The following is a 19,470-nucleotide window of genomic DNA, read 5'->3' as shown; positions in this document are numbered from 1 at the left end:
GACGCTACGGCCTGATCCCGTAATGCTCGGCCTGGCTCGCAATCCCCGGCCGGATCGCGACCGCTGCGGCGATGTCCGAGTCGCTGCCGACCTTGTCGCCGCCGCGCGACCGGACGATCCCGCGCCCGTACAGCGACCAGGCCATTTTCGGGTCGATCGCTAGTGCAGCCTCGAAATCCTTCGCGGCGTGATCGAGGTCGCCGCGCCGCAGATAGGCAAGCCCGCGCGAGTCGAAAGTCGCGGCGATGTGCGGGCGCAGCCGCAGCGATCTATTGCAGTCCGCGATGGCGTCGTCGATCGCGACATTCGCCATCGTCCGCGCCCAGCACCGCGAGTTGAGCGCACCGGGCAGGCGGCTGTCGTCGGGATGCGCGGCGATCCACTGATCGAGCTGCTCGATCGCCGCGGCCTCCGCCCCGAGCGACGAATACCGGTTCGCGAGCGCGAGCCGGACATCCGCGGGCTTCGCCACCGCCGCGGATATCGCGTCCAGATCCGCCCGTGCGCCGTCGCGATCGCGCGCCATGAAGCGGAGCGTGGCGCGCAGCATCAATGCATCGACATGGCCCGGCCGCAGCGTCAGCGCACGATCGACATCCGCCCGCGCCGCCGGCAACTTGCCGCTTTCGGTCAATATGACCGCACGCCGGTAACGATAGTCCGCATCGTCCGGCGCAAGCGTGGTCGCACGATCGAGATCAGCCAGTGCCGCGGCGAAGTCGCGCCGCGACGTCTCGGCCGCGCCGCGACGAGCGAACGCCTCCGCCGTCATCGGTGCTCCGGTCGGCACCGCCGCGGGTGTCGCACTCGCACTCGCGACCGGCTGGGCCGCGGGCGGCGCGTCGGTGCCGCTTTCCGCCGCGGGCAGCCTGGTCTTCAGATCGAACACGGGTCCACCATTATAGGTGAAGAACAGCCGGTGCCGATGATTGTCGACATAGACGCGGTGGGACAGAAAGAAATCCGCGCCGATCAGCATGTCGAACCCGCCGTCGCTCATATCCCCGAAGCGCAGGCGGATCTTCTGGATCTTCTCGTCACCGATGGTCAGTTCGTTGAAGGTGCCGATCCAGGTCTGGACGAACTTGCGGCCCAGTCCCCGGCTATAGCCCGCAGGGGTAACCCCAGGACTATTCGGCCGAACGCCTGCCCGCGCCGCCGCGGTGGTCGACAGCAGGGTCTGACCCGCACCAGTGTCGAATGTCGCGTCGATCTTCGTCCCGTCCAGGGTCACCGTGCCCTTGGTATGATTGCGCGCGTCGAGCAGCGGCTCAATCGACAGTTCGGACACCGGCTTGCCCACCGCCACCCAGTAGGCGAGATTCGCCCGGTCGCAATCATGCGACCGCATCAGCCGGACGACGCCCCCCGCCAGATCATATTCGACATCTGCCAGACCGAGGAAATTCTGTCCGAGCAAGCCGGCACCGCCGACTTCGCTGCCGGCCACTAGGAATTGCACGTTGTGGAAATCATGACCGGCCACCGACAGCGTCTTGACCGTGCCGACGTGCGTGTTCGTCGCCTCGCCGCCGATCCCGCGCAAGTGAAAACCGGCCGGGGCGCTGGACAGATGCAGGCCAAGCTCGGCTGCGGTGCCCGGCGAGATCGTGCTGTAAAAGGCACCGCTGTCGATCGTGAAGCGCGCCTCATGACCGTCGACCGTCGCGGTCACCATCGGTTTCAGCCCGACCATGGTCACCGGGAATTCCATGAGCTGGCCGACCGTGCACTTGGTTTCGGCAAGCGCGGGGGCCGACATGGCCAGGACACCGATCGCCGAGACAGTCATCAATGCACGCATCACCCCACCATCTCCCGCCGCGTCCGGGCAGTATGCTAGGTCACGCGAAGGTCATCGTGAAGAGCCGAACGGCGATAAGCAGTTCCAGAGTCATTCCGGCAGGGCCTCCCGCGAATGCGGGAGCCAAGGGTAACGCAGGTCATCGCTTGTGTGTCCCTGGACCCCCGCGTTCGCGGGGGACCGGCAATATGCGCCACCAGATCGGCGCGACGCTATGCCGCGTCGCCGGTCTTCTTTTTTTCGGCATAGACGCGAATCGGTTCCTTGCGGCCGTCGATCACGTCCTTGTCGATCATCACCTCGTCCACACCGTCCATCCCCGGCAGTTCGAACATCGTGTCCAGCAGGATCGATTCGAGGATAGAGCGAAGCCCGCGCGCACCCGTCTTGCGCTCTATCGCCTTGCGGGCGACCTGCACAAGCGCGTCGTCGGTGAAGTTCAGGTCGACCTGCTCCATGTCGAACAGCTTCTGATACTGCTTCACCAGCGCGTTCTTCGGCTCGGACAAAATCTTCACTAGCGCATCGATATCGAGATCCTCGAGCGTCGCGATAACCGGCAGACGCCCGACGAATTCCGGGATCAGCCCGAACTTCAGCAAATCCTCGGGCTCGGTCGAACGAAGCAGTTCACCCGTCCGGCGCTCTTCGGGGGCCGCAACATAAGCGCCGAAGCCGATCGACTTTCCCTGCAACCGGTCGCCTATGATCTTTTCGAGGCCACTAAATGCACCGCCGCAGATGAACAAGATGTTGGTCGTGTCGACCTGCAGGAACTCCTGCTGCGGATGCTTGCGCCCGCCCTGCGGCGGCACCGACGCGGTGGTGCCCTCCATCAGTTTCAGCAGGGCCTGCTGCACGCCCTCGCCCGACACGTCGCGGGTGATCGACGGGTTTTCGGCCTTGCGGCTGATCTTGTCGATCTCGTCGATGTAGACGATACCGCGCTGCGCGCGCTCGACGTTGTAATCGCTCGCCTGGAGCAGTTTCAGGATGATGTTCTCGACATCCTCACCGACGTAACCGGCCTCGGTCAGCGTCGTTGCGTCCGCCATCGTGAACGGCACGTCGAGGATTCTCGCAAGGGTTTGAGCGAGCAGCGTCTTGCCGCAACCGGTCGGTCCGACGAGCAGGATATTGCTCTTCGCCAGCTCGACATCCGCGCCCTTCTGACCGTGGTTCAGGCGCTTGTAGTGGTTGTGCACCGCGACCGATAGCACCCGCTTGGCGCGCTTCTGGCCAATCACGTAATCGTCGAGGACGTTGCAGATCTCTTGCGGGGTCGGCACGCCGCCGTCCTTCTTCGACACCAGCGCGGACTTCGTCTCCTCGCGGATGATGTCGTTACACAGTTCGACGCATTCGTCGCAAATGAACACGGTGGGACCGGCGATGAGCTTGCGAACCTCGTGCTGCGACTTGCCGCAGAACGAACAATATAAAGTGCTCTTCGAGTCGCCACCATCAAGCTTCGGCATTCAATCACCTTTCGCCGCGAGTTTCGGGTCGCGCGGCCCGCTTTGGCCGGGCATCGTAACCCGGCTCCGTCACATTTCAACGGCCAATGATGGCTAATGCGAACGTCTGGTCGCGTAAGATCGCTCGCTGCGTCCTATCAAGCCGCCTTCGCCAGGTCGTCCGCCGGGGCCGGGCGCTTGTCGAACACCTCGTCGATCAGCCCGAATTCCTGCGCCTCCTTGGCGGACATAAACTTATCGCGGTCCATCGCGCGCTCGATTTCCTCCAGCGGCTTGCCAGTGTACTTGGCGTACAACGTGTTAAGATCGTGACGCATCCGCAAAATCTCGCGCGCCTGGATCTCGATGTCCGACGCCATGCCCTGCGCGCCGCCCGACGGTTGATGGATCATGATTCGGGAATTGGTGGTCGCCATCCGCATCCCCTTTTCGCCCGCGGACATCAGAAAACTACCCATCGACGCCGCCTGCCCGATACAGACCGTGCCGACGCGCGGGCGGATATATTGCATCGTGTCATGGATCGCCATGCCCGCCGTGACCACCCCGCCCGGCGAGTTGATATACATGAAGATGTCCTTCTTCGGGTTTTCCGACTCAAGGAACAGCAATTGCGCCGTGATGAGCGACGCCATCCCGTCCTCGACGCCGCCCGTCACGAAGACGATGCGTTCGCGCAGCAGCCGGCTGAAGATGTCGAAGCTGCGCTCCCCGCGATTCGACTGTTCGATGACGATGGGAACGAGCCCCGCCTGCGTCTGCTGCAGGGCGATGCCGGCATTGGCCAGCGGCCGCGCGAAATCGCCGGTGTCGAACGGGTTGTGCATGGAATTCTCTCTTATGCCCTCGGAACCGCCAACATCGGCGTTTGGCGCTGGTTGTTCAAGTGCTGCGACGGGGTGCCGGATAGGCCAGATAGGCCAGCCGCCGCACCTCGCGCCGCCCGCGTACGACGGTGTCGAGGATCAAGCCGGCGAAAACGTTCAGCGCGGCGAACAATCCCAGCCCGGTGATGAGGATCGCAGTCGGAAATCGCGGCACCAGATGCGTCTCGAGATAGGTCAGCACCAGCGGCACGCCGAGGATGAGCGCGAACAGCGCGAAGATGCCGCCGATTGCCCCGAAGAACCACAACGGCCGCTCGATCCGGTAGAGCGTGACAATGGTCTGCAGGATACGCCAGCCATCGCCGTACGTGCTCAGCTTGGACATCGACCCCTCGGGCCGCGCGAAATACCGGGCCTCGACCTCGGCGATCGGCATCTTCAGTTCGAGCGCATGGACGCTGATCTCGGTCTCGATCTCGAACCCGGCGCTGAGCGAGGGAAAGCTCTTCACGTAACGGCGCGAAAAGACGCGGTAGCCCGACAGGATGTCGGTGAAGCTGCGGCCGAACAGTTGCGCGAGCATGCCGGTCAGCAACGCGTTGCCGAACTGGTGCCCGCGACGATACGCCTCCGCCGCCTCGTGGATGCGACTGCCGACGACCATGTCGAGCTGTTCGTCGAGCAACCGGTCGACCAGCCCGGGCGCGGCCGCCGCGTCATAGGTCGCATCGCCGTCCGCCATCACATAGATATCGGCATCGACGTCGGCGAACATCCGCCGGACGACGGCACCCTTGCCCTGGATGCGCTCGCGCCGGACGACCGCACCCGCCGCCGCGGCGATCTCGCAGGTCCGGTCGCTGCTGTTGTTGTCGTAGACGTAGATCGTCGCGGTCGGCAGCGCGGCACGGAACCCCGTAACCGTCTGCGCGATCGCGGTTTCCTCGTTATAGCAAGGTAGCAGGACGGCGATGGTCGGTTCGGTCAAGGCCTCTCTCTCCGTCACCCCGGCCTTGAGCCGGGGTCCATCGTGCCGCACATTCGACGGCCGTTTGGTTTGCGGCACGATGGATGCCGGATCAAGTCCGGCATGACGGATGGCTTACCCCTCCGCCTTCACCTTCTTCGCCCGCGGCTTCTTGACCGGCGCGTCGGCAGCCTCGGTCCCCTCGGCCGCTTCCGCCGCGACCGGCGAGGACTCCAGCAGCGCCGTCTCGACGTCGACCGGTGCCGCCTTCTTCGTAGCCGGCTTCACCGGGGCGGGCTCCATGACCGCACCCGCGGCATCGCCCTTCGCGACAGGCTTCGTCGCGGCCTTTTTCACGGGCTTGCCGGCTTTCTCGGTCACCGGCTGCGCCGCGACCTCGTCGGTTGCCTCGATCGTCTTCCCGGCGGGTTTCTTCGGCTCGTGGTCATGGTCATGGTCATGGTCATGGTCATGCGAATGCGTGCCCGTCGCGAAACCATCCTCGCTCTCGATCGCGGCTTCCAGTTCCTCGCGAGTCGTCTCGCGGTCGGTGATCGCGGCTTTCCCGAACAGGAAATCGACGACCTTGTCTTCGTACAGCGGCGCACGAAGCTGCGCCGCGGCCATCGGTTCCGCCTGGACATATTCGATGAAGCGCTTGCGATCTTCGGGCCCATATTGCTGCGCGGCCTGCGCGATCAGCCGGTTCATTTCCTGGTTGGTGATCTCGACGCCGTTCGCCTGGCCTATCTCGGACAGTAACAGCCCCAAGCGAACGCGACGCTCCGCAATCTTGCGGTAATCGGCGCGGTCGGTCTCCATTTCCGCGCGCGCCGCCTCGGGGTCGGCCTCATGCCCGGCCTCGTGATCGAGCTGCTGCCAGATCTGGTCGAACTCGGCCTCCACCATCGACGGCGGAACCTCGAAATCGTGGCCCTCCGCCAGCTGGTCGAGCAGCTTTCGCTTCATATGCGTGCGGGTCAGCCCGTTATGCTGCTGCTCGATCTGGCCTTTCAGCAATTCGCGCAGCTTCTCCAGGCTTTCGAGTCCAAGCGACTTGGCGAGACCGTCGTCGATCGCGCTCTCGCCGGCGGTCTTCACCGATTTGATGACCAGATCGAATGTCGCCGCCGCACCCTTCAGGTTTTCCGCCGCGTAATCGCCGGGGAAGGTGACCTTGATCTGGCGCTCTTCGCCCACCTTTACGCCAACCACCTGCTTCTCGAAGCCGGGGATCAGCCGGCCGGTGCCAAGCTCGACCGCCATGTCCTCACCCGTACCGCCATCGAACGGCACGCCGTCGACCTTGCCGACGAAGTCCATCGTGACGAGATCGCCCATCGCCGCGGCGTGATCCTCGGCCGCTTCGTCCCATTTCTTCTGCTGGTCGGCGAAGGTCTTCAGCTGCTCGTCCACCGCTTCGTCGCCGACGGGCACGGTCAGCCGCTCGAGCTTCAGGGCGTCGATCGACGGCGTCGGGACCTGCGGCAGCACTTCCATCGACACCGCAATCGCGGCGTCCTTGCCGGGTTCGTAACCCTCGGCCAGCTCGACCGCAGGCTGCATCGCGGGACGCAACTGCTTCTCGGCGACGAGGCCCTGGACGCCTTCCTGGATCGCGGTGTTCAGCGCATCCTGCATCAGCGCGGGCCCGTGCATCTTGCGCACCAGGTTGGTCGGCACCTTGCCGGGGCGGAAGCCGGGCATCCGGATCTGCGGTGCCAAGCGCTTCAGTTCCCCGTCCACCTTCGCGTCGATCTCGCGCGCAGTGATGGTCAGCGTATAGCCCCGCTTCAGGCCCTCGTTCAACGTCTCGACAGTCTGCATGGGAAACCTTCAATCAGGAGAATATGTCGGGTGCCGTGGACCCCGCGCTTTCGCGCGGGACTGGTGCGGGCGAAGGGACTCGAACCCCCACATCTTGCGATGGCAGGACCTAAACCTGCTGCGTCTACCAGTTCCGCCACGCCCGCGAGAGGCACCGTCGAACGCGCGCGTCTATACCAGCGAAGCTGTCCGGGGCAAGCACGGCGACGCAACCGCGCGACGATGCGATCGTTGAACGAACGAAGGAGAGCAGAAGATGGCCACCCAGCCGCCCCTAGAAAGCCCCGTGCCCGATAGCCAGCCGGTCCAGCCCGACGCCCCGCCCCCCGAAATCGCACCGATCGGCCCCGATTTCGACCAGCCCTCCCCAGGCACCATACCTACCGACCCCGGCACTGCGCAGCCTGCGGAAATCTGAAGGACCGACATATGACCGATACCGACATGGAAGACGCCCGCCGCATTCGCGAGGAAAAGGACCCTCGAAGCGACCTGGAACAAGAGGTCGAGGCACGATCCGATGCGATCGAACGCGGCGAAGGCGGGCCCGAACCGGAGACGATTACCGAGCCCGGCCTGCCCGACGGCATTGGCGGAACCGGCGGCGTGACGAAGAACCAGGACGACGACGCGCAGTAGCAATTCGTCAGTCGCGGACGACATCCTCGCCGACGATCTCCACCCAGGGCAGTGCTCGGTTCTCGTACATCGAGAAGCCGAGGCCCGTCGACGATCGCGCCGAGCGAGATCGCAATCACATCGTCCATCCCCTCGTTGACGTACGCCAAGGTCGCGCCGCAATCAGGACACCAGCGATACGAAGCCTTCGCGCCACTACCGCCCATGCGTTCCCAGACATTCCATTTGCCCGCGATCGTGACTGCGTCCTTCGGGAAGCGGGCTTGGGCGGCGAAAGCGCCGCCGGTCCGCAATTTGCAAGCGCCGCAATGGCAGACCGATAGCCGTACCGGATCGCCCTCGATGACGGCGGTCAGCTGACCGCAGCGGCAGCTGGCGCGCCGCGTCGTCATGGCAGTCGGCGGGCCGTGATGACGGTGACGGGCGTCTCGGGCACTTCGCCCTTGAATGCGCCGCGCTGCGTCTTTGTCGGGGAAACGGGCGCGTCGAAGATCTTCAGGACGACATCCATCCCCTCGGTCACGCGCGCGAAAGTGGCATATCCCAGATTGTCGCCGGGCTTGGTCGGATCGGCATCGAGATAGCGCTGATCGCCGACGCCGATCGTGAAGTCGCCCCGCCCCGGCCCCGGTGCCAGCCGTGCGAGCGACAGAGTACCGTCGATATGCGGTAGCCCCGTCTGTGTCGTCGGCTCATGTGCAATGGGCGGCAGCACCCGCTTGGGATCGTTGTCGACCCCGAACTGCACGAAGCCGAAATGGTCGGCGACCTTGACGGTCCGATAGAAGACGACGCCGTCGAGCCGATGCTGATCGACATAGTGCAGGAAATTGGCCGCGGTAATCGGCGCTTTCATCACCTCCACGGTCACGATGAACCGGCCCGCGGTGGTGTCGATCGCGACCCGCGGCAGTGACGGGTCGATCGCCGGTTGCTGCGCTTGCACGGGCGCGGCTATCAGGGCGAGCAAGAGCGCAGCGAACCATTTCGTCATCGCCAATATCTAGCGCGCTCGAACTACCTGGTGAAGCGACATCGGATGGGCCGTAGCACCCGTCCGCAGGCCAGCCTCCGTCACTCCGGGCTAGACCCGGGGTCCCGCTTTTTCGGCGGACAAGAAGAAGCGGGGCACAGCTCACGGCCGGGGTGACGGCGACGCAAGGCTACGCGATCGTAAAATCATACACCCGCGCCGTCCCGTTCGCCCCCGTCAGGACAAACGCATATTCGCCCGGCTCCAGGTCCTGCGATGCGCTCACCTTGAATGCGGACTCGCCGACCTCGCTCGTTTCGAACCGGATCGCGTCCCTGGTATCGATGCCCCTGCGGCTGCTATAGGCGGAGACCTTTCCGGTACCGACTTCCCGTTCGTTCTTCTTAACCTTGAAACGGACCAGGGTGAATTCGTCGGGGGACTGGGCTGCGACCGAGTCCGGGGTGCCGAAATCGCTGACCTTCCGGTCGCCGGCGAGGAAATAGAAATAGAAGACCGGACGATGGGTCTTGACCCCGACACGGCTGTGTTCGTCCGGCAGCACCAGCTTGCCGACATAGGGCAGCAGGATGCTGCCGTTGCCGGTGACCTTGATGCCGCTCGCCTTGGATGGCCGCATCAGCTGCATCTGTGGGGTGCCGAGCCAGTCCTGCATGACATAAATTCCCGGTGGATGCGCGGCCACCGGGTCGGCAGAGCCTGCACCGACGCTCTGTAGATGCGGAGATGCCGAGCAGCGCGCGACCATCGCCGCGATCACGTCGTCCGAGACATCGGCTCGCTTCAACGCGATCAGACCGTCGGTCGACACGTCGTAATCGCACGGTAGCCCGTTCACCTTGGCAATGATCGTGTTGTCGCCCAATCCCGCGTTATGGAGCGCCACGACGCTCTTGTTGTCGAAGCTTTGCGACGACGCCGCCGACGATAATCCCAGCGCGACCGCCAAGGAAAACAACCGACGCCGTACCATGAATGCCCCCTTCGCTCGCGCGACAAGCAAGGCGATGGGTAACCATAGCCCTCACGATGCGTGCGAGAGACTATTGAGCGCGCCGACGCGGCTTCGGTCAACGCACAACCGCGACCAGAAATGAACCTATCCCTGCAGCGCGGCTTTCAACAATTGGTTGACCACCGCGGGGTTGGCCTTGCCGCCCGTCGCCTTCATTGTCTGCCCGACGAAGAAACCGAACAGCGCCTCCTTGCCACCGCGATATTGCGCCAGCTGGCCGGAGTTCTTCGCGATGACCTCGGCGATGACCGCCTCGATCGCGCCGGTATCGCTGGTCTGTTTCAGCCCGCGATCCTCGACGATCTTCGCTGGTGCGTCTCCCGTTTCCAGCATCACCTCGAACACTTGCTTCGCTAGGCTGCCCGACAGCGTGCCGTCGGCGACGAGCGCAAGCAGTTCCGCCGCCTGCGCCGGCGCCACCGGGCTATCGGCGATCGTCTTGCCGACCCGATTGAGCGCGCCGAACAGTTCTGACGTGACCCAATTGGACGCCGGCCCCGCAGGCGCGCCGGTTTCCACCAAGGCGTCGAACCAGCGTGCGGTTTCGACCTCGGCGGTGAGGACGTCGGCATTATAACGGGTTACGCCCGCTTTCTCATACCGTTTCCGCTTCGCATCGGGTAGTTCCGGCAGCGATGCGCGACAGGCCTCCAGGAACGCGTCGTCAAGTTCGAGCGGCAACAGATCGGGATCGGGAAAATAACGATAATCATGCGCGTCCTCCTTGGATCGCATCGACCGCGTCACGCCCTTGTCGGGATCGAACAACCGCGTCTCCTGCACGATCGTCCCCCCGCCCTCGATCACGCCGACCTGCCGTCGGGCCTCGTGCTCGACCGTCGCCATGACGAAGCGGACCGAATTGACGTTCTTCGTCTCCGTCCGCGTGCCCAGCTCTGCGCCCGGCTTGCGCACGCTGACGTTTACGTCCGCGCGCATCGACCCCTCTTCCATGTTGCCGTCGCACGACCCGACATAACGCAGGATCGCGCGCAGTTTGCGCAGATACGCGCCTGCCTGCGCCGGTGACGCCATGTCCGGCCGGCTGACGATCTCCATCAGCGCGACGCCCGACCGGTTGAGATCGACATAGGATCGCGTCGGATGCTGGTCGTGCATCAGCTTGCCGGCATCCTGCTCGACATGGATCCGCTCGACGCCGATGACCTTGGTGACATTGCCATCCTCGATCTCGATCGCGCCTTCGCCGACCAGCGGGTGATAGAGCTGGCTGATCTGGTAACCCTGCGGCAGGTCGGCGTAGAAATAATTCTTCCGGTCGAACCGCGACCACCGGTTGATCTCCGCATCGATCGCCATGCCCGTTCGCACCGCCTGGCGGATGCATTCGCCATTGGGCACCGGCAGCATTCCCGGCATCGCGGCATCGACCAGCGACACCTGCGTATTGGGTTCCGCCCCGAACGTCGCCGATGCGCCGGAAAACAGCTTGGCGTTGGACGTCACCTGCGCGTGCACCTCAAGGCCGACCACAACCTCCCATTCGCCGGTTTCGCCGTGGATGCGGTAGCTGTCCGTCATCGTTCCCTCGCTCACCACCACGCCTCCGGCTGCGCCACGAACCCTGCCCGCTGCTCGATCGCCAGCCCCGCGTTCAATACGCCCTGCTCGTCCAATGGCTTGCCGATGATCTGCAGCCCGAGCGGCAGGCCGTCCTTGTCGACGCCGCCGGGCACGCTCATCGCCGGCAGACCGGCAAGCGACGAAGGCACGGTAAACACGTCGTTGAGGTACATTGCGAGCGGATCGGCGGACTTCTTACCTAGAGCAAAGGCGGCGCTCGGCGCAGTCGGCGCGAGCAGGACGTCGCACCTTGCCCATGCCTGTTCAAAATCGCGAGCGATCAGTGTACGTATCTTCGCTGCCTGTGTGAAGTAAGCATCGTAAAAGCCTGCAGATAAGACATATGTTCCGATCAGGATGCGCCGCTTCACTTCCGCCCCGAACCCATCCGCACGGGTCGCGGCATACATGTCCTGCAACCCCGCCCCCGCGGGCAGATCGCGCAGGCCGTAGCGGACGCCGTCATAGCGCGCCAGGTTCGATGAGGCTTCGGCGGGGGCGATGATGTAATAGGCCGGCAATGCGTATCTGGTGTGTGGCAGCGAGACCTCGACGATCTCCGCCCCCGCGTCACGCAGCCAGGCGATGCCCTGTTGCCACAGCGCGTCGATCTCCTCAGGCATGTCGTCGACCCGATATTCTTTGGGAATACCGACGCGTTTACCCTTGAGATCGCCCGATAATCCGGCTTCCCAGCCGGGCACGTCCAGCTGCAGCGAAGTGGCGTCCCGCGCATCGAACCCGGCCATCGCTTCCAGCATGATCGCGAGGTCGCGCACGTCGCGTGCCATCGGCCCCGCCTGGTCGAGCGAGGAGGCGAATGCTATCGTCCCCCAGCGAGAACAGCGGCCATAGGTCGGCTTGATACCCGATATGCCCGTGAACGCCGCCGGTTGGCGGATCGAGCCGCCGGTATCGGTGCCGGTCGCGCCGGGGCACAACCGCGCCGATACGGCGGCGGACGACCCGCCCGACGATCCGCCCGGTGCGAGCGCGGCGTTGCTCCCAATCCCGTCGGCTCCCTTGCGCCGCCACGGCGAGATCACGTTGCCGAATGCGCTCGTTTCGTTCGACGATCCCATCGCGAACTGGTCCATGTTCAGCTTGCCGAGCATCCCCGCGCCTGCATTGAACAGCCGTTCGGAAACCGCGCTCTCGTACGGCGGCACGAAGCCTTCGAGGATGCGGCTCGCCGCGGTCGTCGCGGTGCCCTTCGTGCAGAACAGATCCTTCATGCCGATCGGCACGCCGGCCAGCGGCTTCGGCACCTCGCCCGCCGCACGCGCCGCATCGGCCGCATCGGCCGCGGCGAGCGCATGGTCGGGCGTTTCGACGATGAAGGCGTTGAGCAGTTTCGCCTTCGCCACCTTGGCGACGAACGCCTCGGCGACGCTGCGCGCGGTGAAATCGCCCTCGCGTACCCCGTCGCGGATCGCGGCGACGCCCAGGTCGGTGAGATCGACCATTATTCGATCACCTTCGGCACGGTAAAGAAGCCATGTTCCGCCTCGGGCGCATTCTTCATAAGCAGATCGCGGATGCCGCCCTCCGTCACGACATCGTCGCGCAGGCGCAGCGTATTGGGGATGACCGCGGTCATCGGCTCGACGCCGGTCGTGTCGACCTCGCTCAATTGTTCGATCCAGCCCATGATGTTGTCGAGTTCGGGGGCGAGGCGCTGTGCGTCCTCGTCGGTGATCGCGATGCGGGCAAGGCTCGCGATCCGCTTCACGGTGGCGGGTTCTACGGACATGATGCGCGGCTAGCACCGCGGCTCGCCCACGCGCAACCCGGATTGCCAGCGGTGATGCGCTGGGGCACGGAGCGCCGTCCGCCCCGGAGAGCGTTTTGGCCCGCAAGTTCCTCTATGCCGTCGCCGTCCTGATCGTCGTCGTAATCGCGGGGGCGTTCGCGTACCGGCTCTACGGGACGCAATTGCTGCGGCTGGCGCTGGTCCCCCGCGAGACTTTCAGGGCCGAGCGGCCGATCGACGCTGCCGCCTATGCCGACAAGGCGATGTGGATCGCGCGGCCGGATATCACCGACAATCCGACGCTATGGGTGCCCGCGGGATACACGCCCGGCAAAACGCCCGAAGCCGCGGTGTTCTTCATTCATCCCACCTCCTATCTCGCCCGCGATCACTGGAATGCGCCGCTCGACGACAAGGAGGCGAACGACCGCGCCGCGCTATTCCTGCGCGGGCAGGCGAGTGCGTTCAACGAGGCGGGTCAGGTCTGGGCCCCCCGTTATCGCCAAGCGACGTTCGGCGCATTCCTGACCGACGTCGCCGATGCACGGAAAGCACTCGACCTTGCCTACCGCGACGTATCGGCCGCGTTCGACGCGTTCCTGACACAGGTCGATCCCGACCGGCCGATCATCCTGGCGGGGCACAGTCAGGGCGCGCTCCATCTCGAGCGACTGCTGCGCGACCGCGTCGCGAAGGACCCCGCGCTCGCGAAACGGATCGTCGCCGCCTACGTCATCGGCTGGCCGATCTCGAAGACCGCCGATCTTGGCGCGCTCGGCCTGCCGGCCTGCGCCGCCGCCGACCAGCCCGGATGCATCCTGTCGTGGGAAAGCTTTGCCGAGCCCGCCGATCCGTCGCTGATCCTCGACACCTATGATGCGACGACGGGGTTCGACGGTCACCCGCGGATCAATACGCCCATCCTGTGCATCAATCCGCTGACCGGCACGCCGGATGCCGCCGCACCAGCCGCGGCGAACCTCGGCACGCTCTATCCCTCCGCCGACCTGTCGAGTGCGACGATCCTTGCCGGCCGGGTCCCCGCGCGCTGCGCCGGGCGCGGTTTCCTGCTGATCGGGGAACCGCCCAACCTCGGCAGCTACGTTCTGCCGGGGAACAACTACCATGTGTACGATTACAGCCTGTTCTGGGCCAATGTCCGGATGGACGCCGTGCGCCGGCTGGCCGCATTCGACGACCGGTGATCACCGGGGATCGCAGCGCGTTCAGGGCCATCCTGCCCGAAGGTGGACGGCTATTGGGACTGGACGTGGGTACCAAAACGATAGGCACGGCGTTGTGCGATGCGGGCTGGAGCTTCGCCAGCCCGGCGACGCTCGTGCGGCGGACCAGGTTCCAGAAGGACAAGACGATCCTCGCGCAGTTGATTGCCGCTCAGGCGGTGCGCGGGATCGTCGTCGGGTTGCCGATCAACCTCGACGGCAGCGAAAGCCCGCGCAGCCAGTCCACCCGCGCCTTCGCGCGCAACATCGAGGACTTGGCACCGGTGCTGCTATGGGACGAACGCTGGTCGACCGTCGCGGTGACGCGGACGCTCATCGAACAGGATGCAAGCCGTGCGAAGCGGGCGGAACTGGTCGACAAGATGGCGGCGGCGTATATCCTGCAGGGCGCGATCGATGCGCTGACGGCGTTTTAGGGCCACCGAACGAGCCCTTGAGTAGCGATGCGTTTCCGGCCACCATCCGTCCATGCTCATCCCCCTTCTCCTCGCCGCCGCCCTTCCCGCCCCGTCGCAACAACAGATGAAGGCGACCGTCACGACGCTCGTCGGCTTCGGCACGCGCCACACGCTATCGACCACGACCGATCCGAAGCGCGGGATCGGTGCGGCGCGCGACTGGGCGGCGGCGCGGTTCCGGGCGATCGCGGCGGATTGCGGCGGATGCATTACGGTCGATCGCATATCGCGCAGCTTCACCGGACCACGCGCGCCGAACGGCGTGGTGGTCGAGGATGTGCTCGGTATCCAGCGGGGCCGCGATCCGAACCGCGTCGTCATCGTCGGCGGCCATATCGACAGCCGCGTGACGAACGAGATGAACGCCACCTCCGACGCACCGGGCGCGAACGACGATGCGTCGGGCGTCGCGCTGGTGCTGGAGGCGGCACGCATCCTGTCGAAGCGGCATTTCGACGCGACGATCGTCTATGCGATCTTCTCCGGCGAGGAGCAGGGCCTGTGGGGCTCCACGCTGCTCGCCGAAACCGCGAAGACGCGCGGCTGGCAGATATCCGCGATGCTCAACAACGACATCATCGGCAACAGCATCGGCCAGGGCGGCGTCCGCGAAGCGAAGACGGTGCGCGTGTTCTCCGAAGGGATCCGCGCGGCCGAGGACCTGCCGCAGCAACAGGCGCGCCGGGCCGACGGCGGGGAAGACGACGGCCCAAGCCGGGCGCTGGCCAAGGCGATCGACGGCATCGCCGGCACCATCCCCGGCGGTCTCGACGTGTTCGTCGATCGCCGCCCCGACCGGTTCGGCCGCGGCGGCGACCACGAGCCGTTCCTGAAGCTCGGCTATCCAGCGGTCCGCTTCTCGGTCGCGGCGGAGAACTGGGACCGCCAGCATCAGGACCTGCGCACCGAGAACGGCACCGTCTACGGCGACACGATCGACGGCATGGACTTCGCGTATCTGGCGAAGGTGACCGCGATCAACATGGCGACGATCGTCCGGCTGGCGAGCGCACCCGCCGCACCGGGTGGCGTGTCGATGTCGGGCGCGCTGTCCCGCGACACGACGGTGAAGTGGGCCGCGGTGCCCGGCGCGGTCGGCTACCGCGTCCGGTGGCGGCGCGACGATCTGCAGGACTGGACCGACAAGCGCGACGTGACCGCTACGACGATCATCCTGCCGCAGGTGCCGGTCGACGACCATTTCGTCGGCGTATCCGCGCTGGCCGCGGACGGGTCGGAGAGCCTGGTGAGCTTCGCCGGACGACCGCCGCGGAACTGACGCGGTGCGCAGCCTCCATAGCCCTACCCGCCGATGATGCCTTTCAGCTCCACATCGGCACCGTCGCTTATGACGCGGCCGTTCACGATGCCGCTTACGCGCACCCTGGATTCTGCTTCCACGAACAGGTCGCCGTTGATAATGCCTTTAACGTCCAGGTCTGAGCCGCGCTTTACGCGCGCATCGCCATCAATGATGCCGTTGAAAACGCCGTTGGTCGGAAGCTCTTGAGCGCTCATATAATCGGTCATGTCGCGTTCCATTCCATGACAGTAAACGGGTTTACCTATGCGGTGATATAGGTTTGTAACACACTGGTCAAGAAAGGTGCCCAGTCCCTGCGCAACGTCGAGTAAGGCTTGTTCGAGACACCAAAATGCCGTCCCGCGTGCGGCGCGCGGGACGGCATCCCCGGCGGCCCGTGGTCGGGCCGTCCCCCCGGTGGCTCAGCGGCAGCCGCAGGCGGGCTTGTGCCACACCGGCTTGTGCCAGACGCGCTTGCGCCAGACCTTGTGCGGCGGCGTATAGGTCACCGCATCCTCGTAGATCTCGGTCGTCGTCGTGGTGACGACCGGCGCGGACTGGACGACGACCGTGGTCGTCGATCCGCCGCCATTATAGCCGCCCGTCGTGGTCGTGACCGTCGTCGTGCCGTCGGGCGAGACCCAGCCGGCGCGCGGCGGCGGGGGCGGCGCGTAGCCGGAAGGCGGCGGCGGCGCATAGGCGGGTGCGACGGGCGGCTGGCCATAGTCGGCACCGTAGCGGGGACGATGCGGGCCGCTGCTCCCGCGATCGATCGCATAGCCGGCGATCCCGCCGACGCCCGCCCCGATCAGCGTGCCGCCGAGACGATTGCCCCGACCCGCTATCAGATTGCCGGCGATGCCGCCGACCGCGGCCCCCGCGATCGCCCCGCCGACGCCGCTGCTGCGATGCCGGTCGTAGTCGGGAGCGTAAGTCGACTGGCCATAGGTCTGCTGGACCGCGCCGCCCTGCGCGTAGCCGGCGTCCGGCGATCCCGAATACACCGTCTCGTTGCCCGCATAGCCGTCGCCATAGCCGTCCCAGTCGAGCCCGCCCACGGTATCGTACACGCTGCCGCGATCGTCGATCAGCACCGCATCGTCGTAATACCGCGCCCAGTTATAGCCGTAGGGCGGCTGCGACAGGCCGTAATCAGCCCAATCGGTGATGTAGAAGCGCGACGAGTTCCAATAGCCGGGCAGATGCGACCCGCGACGCGGCTGGCGATAGGCGTTCCAGCCGCCCGGCGCGTTCGCCCCGGCCCACCAGCGACCACCGACCTTGCTGCCCCAGCGATCGCCGTGCGGATGGCCGACGGAGTTCGTCGTGCGGGTCATTGCCGGCGGCGGCGGGGCCATCGTCTGGTCCTGGTTCGGCGTCGCATAGGGTGCACCCGGTCCATGCGCGATCATGCGCTGTGCCGATGCCTGACCCGCGGTCATCGCGGCGATGGCGGCAGTGGCGATCAAAAGGCTACGCATTCGTGTCTCCCTAATCTCCGACGCCCCACCCTGCGCCGAACAAATGTCTACGTTAAGGTGTCACTTACCAATCTCGGACCGGAGTGGCCAGCGCGCTGCGTGTCCCGATTCGGATCAACCCATGGGCGCGATTCGCGTGGCGATCAGCGCGACGATCGCCTCGCACCCCGCCTCATCGGCCGCGTCGAACCGGTCGGGCACCGGGCTGTCGAGGTCGAGCACCCCGATCACCACGCCGTCCCGCACGATCGGTACGACGAGTTCGGACCGACTGGCCGCGTCGCAGGCGATATGGCCCGGAAAGGCGTGGACGTCCGCGATCCGCTGCGTCGCGCCCGTCGCCACCGCCGCACCGCACACTCCCGCCCCGACCGCGATGCGGATGCACGCGGGCTTGCCCTGGAACGGCCCCAGCACCAGTTCGCCGCCGATCATCCGGTAGAATCCCGCCCAGTTGAGGTCGGGCAGATATTGCCACAGGACCGCCGCCGCATTGGCCATGTTGGCGACCGCATCGGGCTCGTCGGCGGTCAACGCATCGACTGCGGCGAGGAGGTCGCGGTAGAGTTCGGTCTTGCTGCCGGCGGCGATGGCGAAGGCGTACATCGGCCGACCTTACAACCGCCGCGATCACAAGCAAAACCGGTGCTTCCGGAATGCGACAGAAGCCATGGGAATGGGGCACGATTCGTCCGCCGCAATTGGGTCGAATCGGAAACGCGAAGGGTCGGAAGTGGACGAACCACACGCCACGTCACGCGCGAAACGTTCTGCTGCGATGAGGCGACACGGTCGCGATGCGATGAAGCGGGTGGGAGCGACGGCCATCCATGAGGGTAGAGCGAATGCGCGCCGTGTAGGACAGCGGTTTTCCGGTGTGGCCGACCCCGGTCGCTCAATCGTGCGAAACCCGCCCCCGCCCCGCCTTCACCGCGCTGCGGCCCTTTTTCGCGTCGACGCGCCGCGTCTGGCTGGCCTTGGTTGGCCGGGTCGGGCGGCGCTTCTTGGGGACGATGGTGGCCTCCGCAATCAGCGCCACCAGCCGCTCGCGCGCCTCCTGGCGGTTCAGATGCTGCGATCGCGATCCCTCGGCACGCAGGACCAGCACGCCGTCGATCGTCATCCGCGACCCCGCCAGCGTCGCCAGCCGGTTCTTCACCGCATTGGGCAGCGTCGTATTCGCCGCGACATCGAAGCGCAGGATGACCGCGCTGTCGGTGGTGTTCACATGCTGCCCCCCCGCCCCGCCCGAGCGCGTGGCGGTTTCGGCCAGCTCGCTGTCGTCGATCCAGATCGACCGGGTGATGGGGATGGCGACCATGCGGGTTGGTTACAACGACCGGACGGTCGGCGCTACCGGCTGCGCTGGTGCCGTGCGCGTGACGATCGCCCGGTGTGCTGCGTTGCGCATCGGAGAGTGGCGGCGTCCGCCCGATTCTGCGCGGCGAAATCGCCGCGGAAGTGGAGGAAGTGGAGGTGTGCCATTCGTCTTTCCAGTTCTTGTGAAAACAAGGACTTGCGGCGGCCGGGGTGGCGATGGCGGTTGGATGACTGACCTGGGCTCGCATTATGCGGGGATGGCATGGCGGGTGGTCTGTAGGACAGCGGCGAATGTCGCGTTTCGCCCACTTGCGGACCTTCGCGCCGGGTGCGTAGGATTAGAGCATGAGCACGCCTGATGATCTAACTTGGCTGATGCAATGGTATCTCGCGCATTGCGACGAGGACTGGGAGCATCAATATGGCGTGAACATCGACACGCTCGACAATCCGGGGTGGAGCCTGAAAGTCGATCTCCAAGACACTTCGTTAAACGGCCTGCCTTTCACGCCAATCTACGAGGGAGTGTCAGAAAAGGAGCAGCCGGTTCAAGGACTGGACGGCGATGTACCTTGGTTAGTCTGCCGAGTTGAGGGCTCGCATTTCAAGGGTTGGTGCGGCCCGCGCGATCTAGGCCGTCTCATCGCGACGTTCCGCTCATGGGCTGACCGCTGAACCTTAATCGCGAACGTCCGCTTTCCACTGAGGCTGTGTGAAAACGACGTAATATGCTATGCTGTGAGGTGTTAGCGGGAGGCGTCGGATGGGTCGTTTCA

At 65.4% G+C, this 19,470-nt stretch carries 19 protein-coding genes, 1 tRNA gene and 1 pseudogene; 5 read left to right on the top strand and 16 right to left on the bottom strand.

Features of this window, described 5'->3' with window-relative positions:
• Positions 1 to 4 precede the first annotated feature (4 nt).
• The 6 genes from HUU99_RS11905 to HUU99_RS11880 form a co-directional block, all read right to left on the bottom strand.
• The gene (locus tag HUU99_RS11905) at positions 5 to 1,804 is read right to left on the bottom strand and encodes an aspartyl protease family protein (RefSeq protein ID WP_174286802.1); all 1,800 of its coding nucleotides are present in this window, start codon (positions 1,802 to 1,804) and stop codon (positions 5 to 7) included.
• 212 nt (positions 1,805 to 2,016) lie between these two features.
• Positions 2,017 to 3,282, bottom strand: coding sequence for an ATP-dependent Clp protease ATP-binding subunit ClpX (gene clpX / locus HUU99_RS11900; RefSeq protein WP_174286801.1), 1,266 nt, complete (start codon positions 3,280 to 3,282; stop codon positions 2,017 to 2,019).
• 137 nt (positions 3,283 to 3,419) lie between these two features.
• Entirely contained in the window at positions 3,420 to 4,109 is a 690-nt protein-coding gene (clpP, locus tag HUU99_RS11895; RefSeq protein WP_174286800.1) for an ATP-dependent Clp endopeptidase proteolytic subunit ClpP, read from the bottom strand.
• A gap of 55 nt (positions 4,110 to 4,164) precedes the next feature.
• Complete coding sequence (locus HUU99_RS11890; protein ID WP_174286799.1) at positions 4,165 to 5,097, bottom strand: glycosyltransferase family 2 protein; 933 nt, start codon at positions 5,095 to 5,097, stop codon at positions 4,165 to 4,167.
• A gap of 114 nt (positions 5,098 to 5,211) precedes the next feature.
• Positions 5,212 to 6,903: a trigger factor gene (gene tig / locus HUU99_RS11885; protein ID WP_174286798.1), complete on the bottom strand. Its 1,692-nt coding sequence runs from the start codon at positions 6,901 to 6,903 to the stop codon at positions 5,212 to 5,214.
• 61 nt (positions 6,904 to 6,964) lie between these two features.
• A tRNA-Leu gene (locus HUU99_RS11880) sits at positions 6,965 to 7,049 on the bottom strand.
• A gap of 283 nt (positions 7,050 to 7,332) precedes the next feature.
• Here HUU99_RS11880 and HUU99_RS11875 point away from each other — a divergent pair.
• Entirely contained in the window at positions 7,333 to 7,542 is a 210-nt protein-coding gene (locus HUU99_RS11875; protein WP_174286797.1) for a hypothetical protein, read from the top strand.
• A gap of 146 nt (positions 7,543 to 7,688) precedes the next feature.
• Here the strand turns inward: HUU99_RS11875 and HUU99_RS15620 are convergent.
• The 6 genes and pseudogenes from HUU99_RS15620 to gatC all read right to left on the bottom strand — a co-directional run.
• A pseudogene (locus HUU99_RS15620) lies at positions 7,689 to 7,934 on the bottom strand (GFA family protein); the annotation flags it as partial.
• Positions 7,931 to 8,536 carry a peptidylprolyl isomerase gene (locus HUU99_RS11865; protein ID WP_174286796.1) on the bottom strand — a complete coding sequence of 202 codons (606 nt, stop codon included), beginning with the start codon at positions 8,534 to 8,536 and terminating at the stop codon, positions 7,931 to 7,933. The gene HUU99_RS11865 and the pseudogene HUU99_RS15620, both read right to left, overlap by 4 nt.
• A gap of 169 nt (positions 8,537 to 8,705) precedes the next feature.
• A complete protein-coding gene (locus HUU99_RS11860) occupies positions 8,706 to 9,509 on the bottom strand; it encodes a hypothetical protein (protein WP_174286795.1) in 804 nt (267 codons plus the stop codon).
• 126 nt (positions 9,510 to 9,635) lie between these two features.
• Positions 9,636 to 11,093, bottom strand: coding sequence for an Asp-tRNA(Asn)/Glu-tRNA(Gln) amidotransferase subunit GatB (gene gatB, locus HUU99_RS11855; protein WP_174286835.1), 1,458 nt, complete (start codon positions 11,091 to 11,093; stop codon positions 9,636 to 9,638).
• Between the two features lie 11 nt (positions 11,094 to 11,104).
• Complete coding sequence (gene gatA / locus HUU99_RS11850) at positions 11,105 to 12,601, bottom strand: Asp-tRNA(Asn)/Glu-tRNA(Gln) amidotransferase subunit GatA (protein WP_174286794.1); 1,497 nt, start codon at positions 12,599 to 12,601, stop codon at positions 11,105 to 11,107.
• Complete coding sequence (gatC, locus tag HUU99_RS11845) at positions 12,601 to 12,888, bottom strand: Asp-tRNA(Asn)/Glu-tRNA(Gln) amidotransferase subunit GatC (RefSeq protein ID WP_174286793.1); 288 nt, start codon at positions 12,886 to 12,888, stop codon at positions 12,601 to 12,603. The genes gatA and gatC overlap by 1 nt, the downstream gene beginning before the upstream one ends.
• A 95-nt stretch (positions 12,889 to 12,983) precedes the next feature.
• On the opposite strand from gatC, the gene HUU99_RS11840 reads away from it, so the two are divergent.
• The 3 genes from HUU99_RS11840 to HUU99_RS11830 are packed head-to-tail and all read left to right on the top strand — an operon-like array spanning position 12,984 to position 15,869.
• On the top strand, positions 12,984 to 14,093 hold the full coding sequence (locus HUU99_RS11840) for a DUF3089 domain-containing protein (protein ID WP_174286792.1): 1,110 nt from the start codon (positions 12,984 to 12,986) through the stop codon (positions 14,091 to 14,093).
• A complete protein-coding gene (gene ruvX / locus HUU99_RS11835; RefSeq protein WP_174286791.1) occupies positions 14,090 to 14,548 on the top strand; it encodes a Holliday junction resolvase RuvX in 459 nt (152 codons plus the stop codon). The genes HUU99_RS11840 and ruvX overlap by 4 nt, the downstream gene beginning before the upstream one ends.
• 52 nt (positions 14,549 to 14,600) lie before the next feature.
• Positions 14,601 to 15,869, top strand: coding sequence for a M20/M25/M40 family metallo-hydrolase (locus HUU99_RS11830; RefSeq protein WP_174286790.1), 1,269 nt, complete (start codon positions 14,601 to 14,603; stop codon positions 15,867 to 15,869).
• A 23-nt stretch (positions 15,870 to 15,892) separates the two neighbouring features.
• Here the strand turns inward: HUU99_RS11830 and HUU99_RS11825 are convergent, their stop codons facing one another.
• From HUU99_RS11825 to arfB, 4 genes are all read right to left on the bottom strand, one after another.
• Complete coding sequence (locus HUU99_RS11825; RefSeq protein ID WP_254603146.1) at positions 15,893 to 16,120, bottom strand: hypothetical protein; 228 nt, start codon at positions 16,118 to 16,120, stop codon at positions 15,893 to 15,895.
• 195 nt (positions 16,121 to 16,315) lie between these two features.
• Entirely contained in the window at positions 16,316 to 17,374 is a 1,059-nt protein-coding gene (locus HUU99_RS11820) for an RcnB family protein (protein WP_174286789.1), read from the bottom strand.
• 114 nt (positions 17,375 to 17,488) lie between these two features.
• Complete coding sequence (locus tag HUU99_RS11815; protein WP_174286788.1) at positions 17,489 to 17,980, bottom strand: GAF domain-containing protein; 492 nt, start codon at positions 17,978 to 17,980, stop codon at positions 17,489 to 17,491.
• A 289-nt stretch (positions 17,981 to 18,269) separates the two neighbouring features.
• On the bottom strand, positions 18,270 to 18,695 hold the full coding sequence (gene arfB, locus HUU99_RS11810; protein WP_174286787.1) for an alternative ribosome rescue aminoacyl-tRNA hydrolase ArfB: 426 nt from the start codon (positions 18,693 to 18,695) through the stop codon (positions 18,270 to 18,272).
• A 344-nt stretch (positions 18,696 to 19,039) separates the two neighbouring features.
• Here arfB and HUU99_RS11805 point away from each other — a divergent pair, with 344 nt between their 5' ends.
• The gene (locus tag HUU99_RS11805) at positions 19,040 to 19,369 is read left to right on the top strand and encodes an immunity 53 family protein (RefSeq protein ID WP_174286786.1); all 330 of its coding nucleotides are present in this window, start codon (positions 19,040 to 19,042) and stop codon (positions 19,367 to 19,369) included.
• The last annotated feature ends 101 nt before the right edge of the window (positions 19,370 to 19,470 follow it).

It is taken from the genome of Sphingomonas bacterium (genome assembly GCF_903642285.1).
GTDB lineage: Bacteria > Pseudomonadota > Alphaproteobacteria > Sphingomonadales > Sphingomonadaceae > Sphingomonas.
The sequence above is the reverse complement of the archived record's forward strand: the minus strand, read 5'-3'. Positions and strand labels throughout refer to the sequence as shown.

What these genes read in the sequence shown, in the direction of transcription:
- HUU99_RS11905 (WP_174286802.1), bottom strand. Translation starts at nt 1,804, where the DNA reads ATGCGTGCATTGATGACTGTCTCGGCGATCGGTGTCCTGGCCATGTCG.
- clpX (WP_174286801.1), bottom strand. Translation starts at nt 3,282, where the DNA reads ATGCCGAAGCTTGATGGTGGCGACTCGAAGAGCACTTTATATTGTTCG.
- clpP (WP_174286800.1), bottom strand. Translation starts at nt 4,109, where the DNA reads ATGCACAACCCGTTCGACACCGGCGATTTCGCGCGGCCGCTGGCCAAT.
- tig (WP_174286798.1), bottom strand. Translation starts at nt 6,903, where the DNA reads ATGCAGACTGTCGAGACGTTGAACGAGGGCCTGAAGCGGGGCTATACG.
- HUU99_RS11875 (WP_174286797.1), top strand. Translation starts at nt 7,333, where the DNA reads ATGACCGATACCGACATGGAAGACGCCCGCCGCATTCGCGAGGAAAAG.
- HUU99_RS11865 (WP_174286796.1), bottom strand. Translation starts at nt 8,536, where the DNA reads ATGACGAAATGGTTCGCTGCGCTCTTGCTCGCCCTGATAGCCGCGCCC.
- HUU99_RS11860 (WP_174286795.1), bottom strand. Translation starts at nt 9,509, where the DNA reads ATGGTACGGCGTCGGTTGTTTTCCTTGGCGGTCGCGCTGGGATTATCG.
- gatB (WP_174286835.1), bottom strand. Translation starts at nt 11,093, where the DNA reads ATGACGGACAGCTACCGCATCCACGGCGAAACCGGCGAATGGGAGGTT.
- gatA (WP_174286794.1), bottom strand. Translation starts at nt 12,601, where the DNA reads ATGGTCGATCTCACCGACCTGGGCGTCGCCGCGATCCGCGACGGGGTA.
- gatC (WP_174286793.1), bottom strand. Translation starts at nt 12,888, where the DNA reads ATGTCCGTAGAACCCGCCACCGTGAAGCGGATCGCGAGCCTTGCCCGC.
- HUU99_RS11830 (WP_174286790.1), top strand. Translation starts at nt 14,601, where the DNA reads ATGCTCATCCCCCTTCTCCTCGCCGCCGCCCTTCCCGCCCCGTCGCAA.
- HUU99_RS11825 (WP_254603146.1), bottom strand. Translation starts at nt 16,120, where the DNA reads ATGACCGATTATATGAGCGCTCAAGAGCTTCCGACCAACGGCGTTTTC.
- HUU99_RS11820 (WP_174286789.1), bottom strand. Translation starts at nt 17,374, where the DNA reads ATGCGTAGCCTTTTGATCGCCACTGCCGCCATCGCCGCGATGACCGCG.
- HUU99_RS11815 (WP_174286788.1), bottom strand. Translation starts at nt 17,980, where the DNA reads ATGTACGCCTTCGCCATCGCCGCCGGCAGCAAGACCGAACTCTACCGC.
- arfB (WP_174286787.1), bottom strand. Translation starts at nt 18,695, where the DNA reads ATGGTCGCCATCCCCATCACCCGGTCGATCTGGATCGACGACAGCGAG.
- HUU99_RS11805 (WP_174286786.1), top strand. Translation starts at nt 19,040, where the DNA reads ATGAGCACGCCTGATGATCTAACTTGGCTGATGCAATGGTATCTCGCG.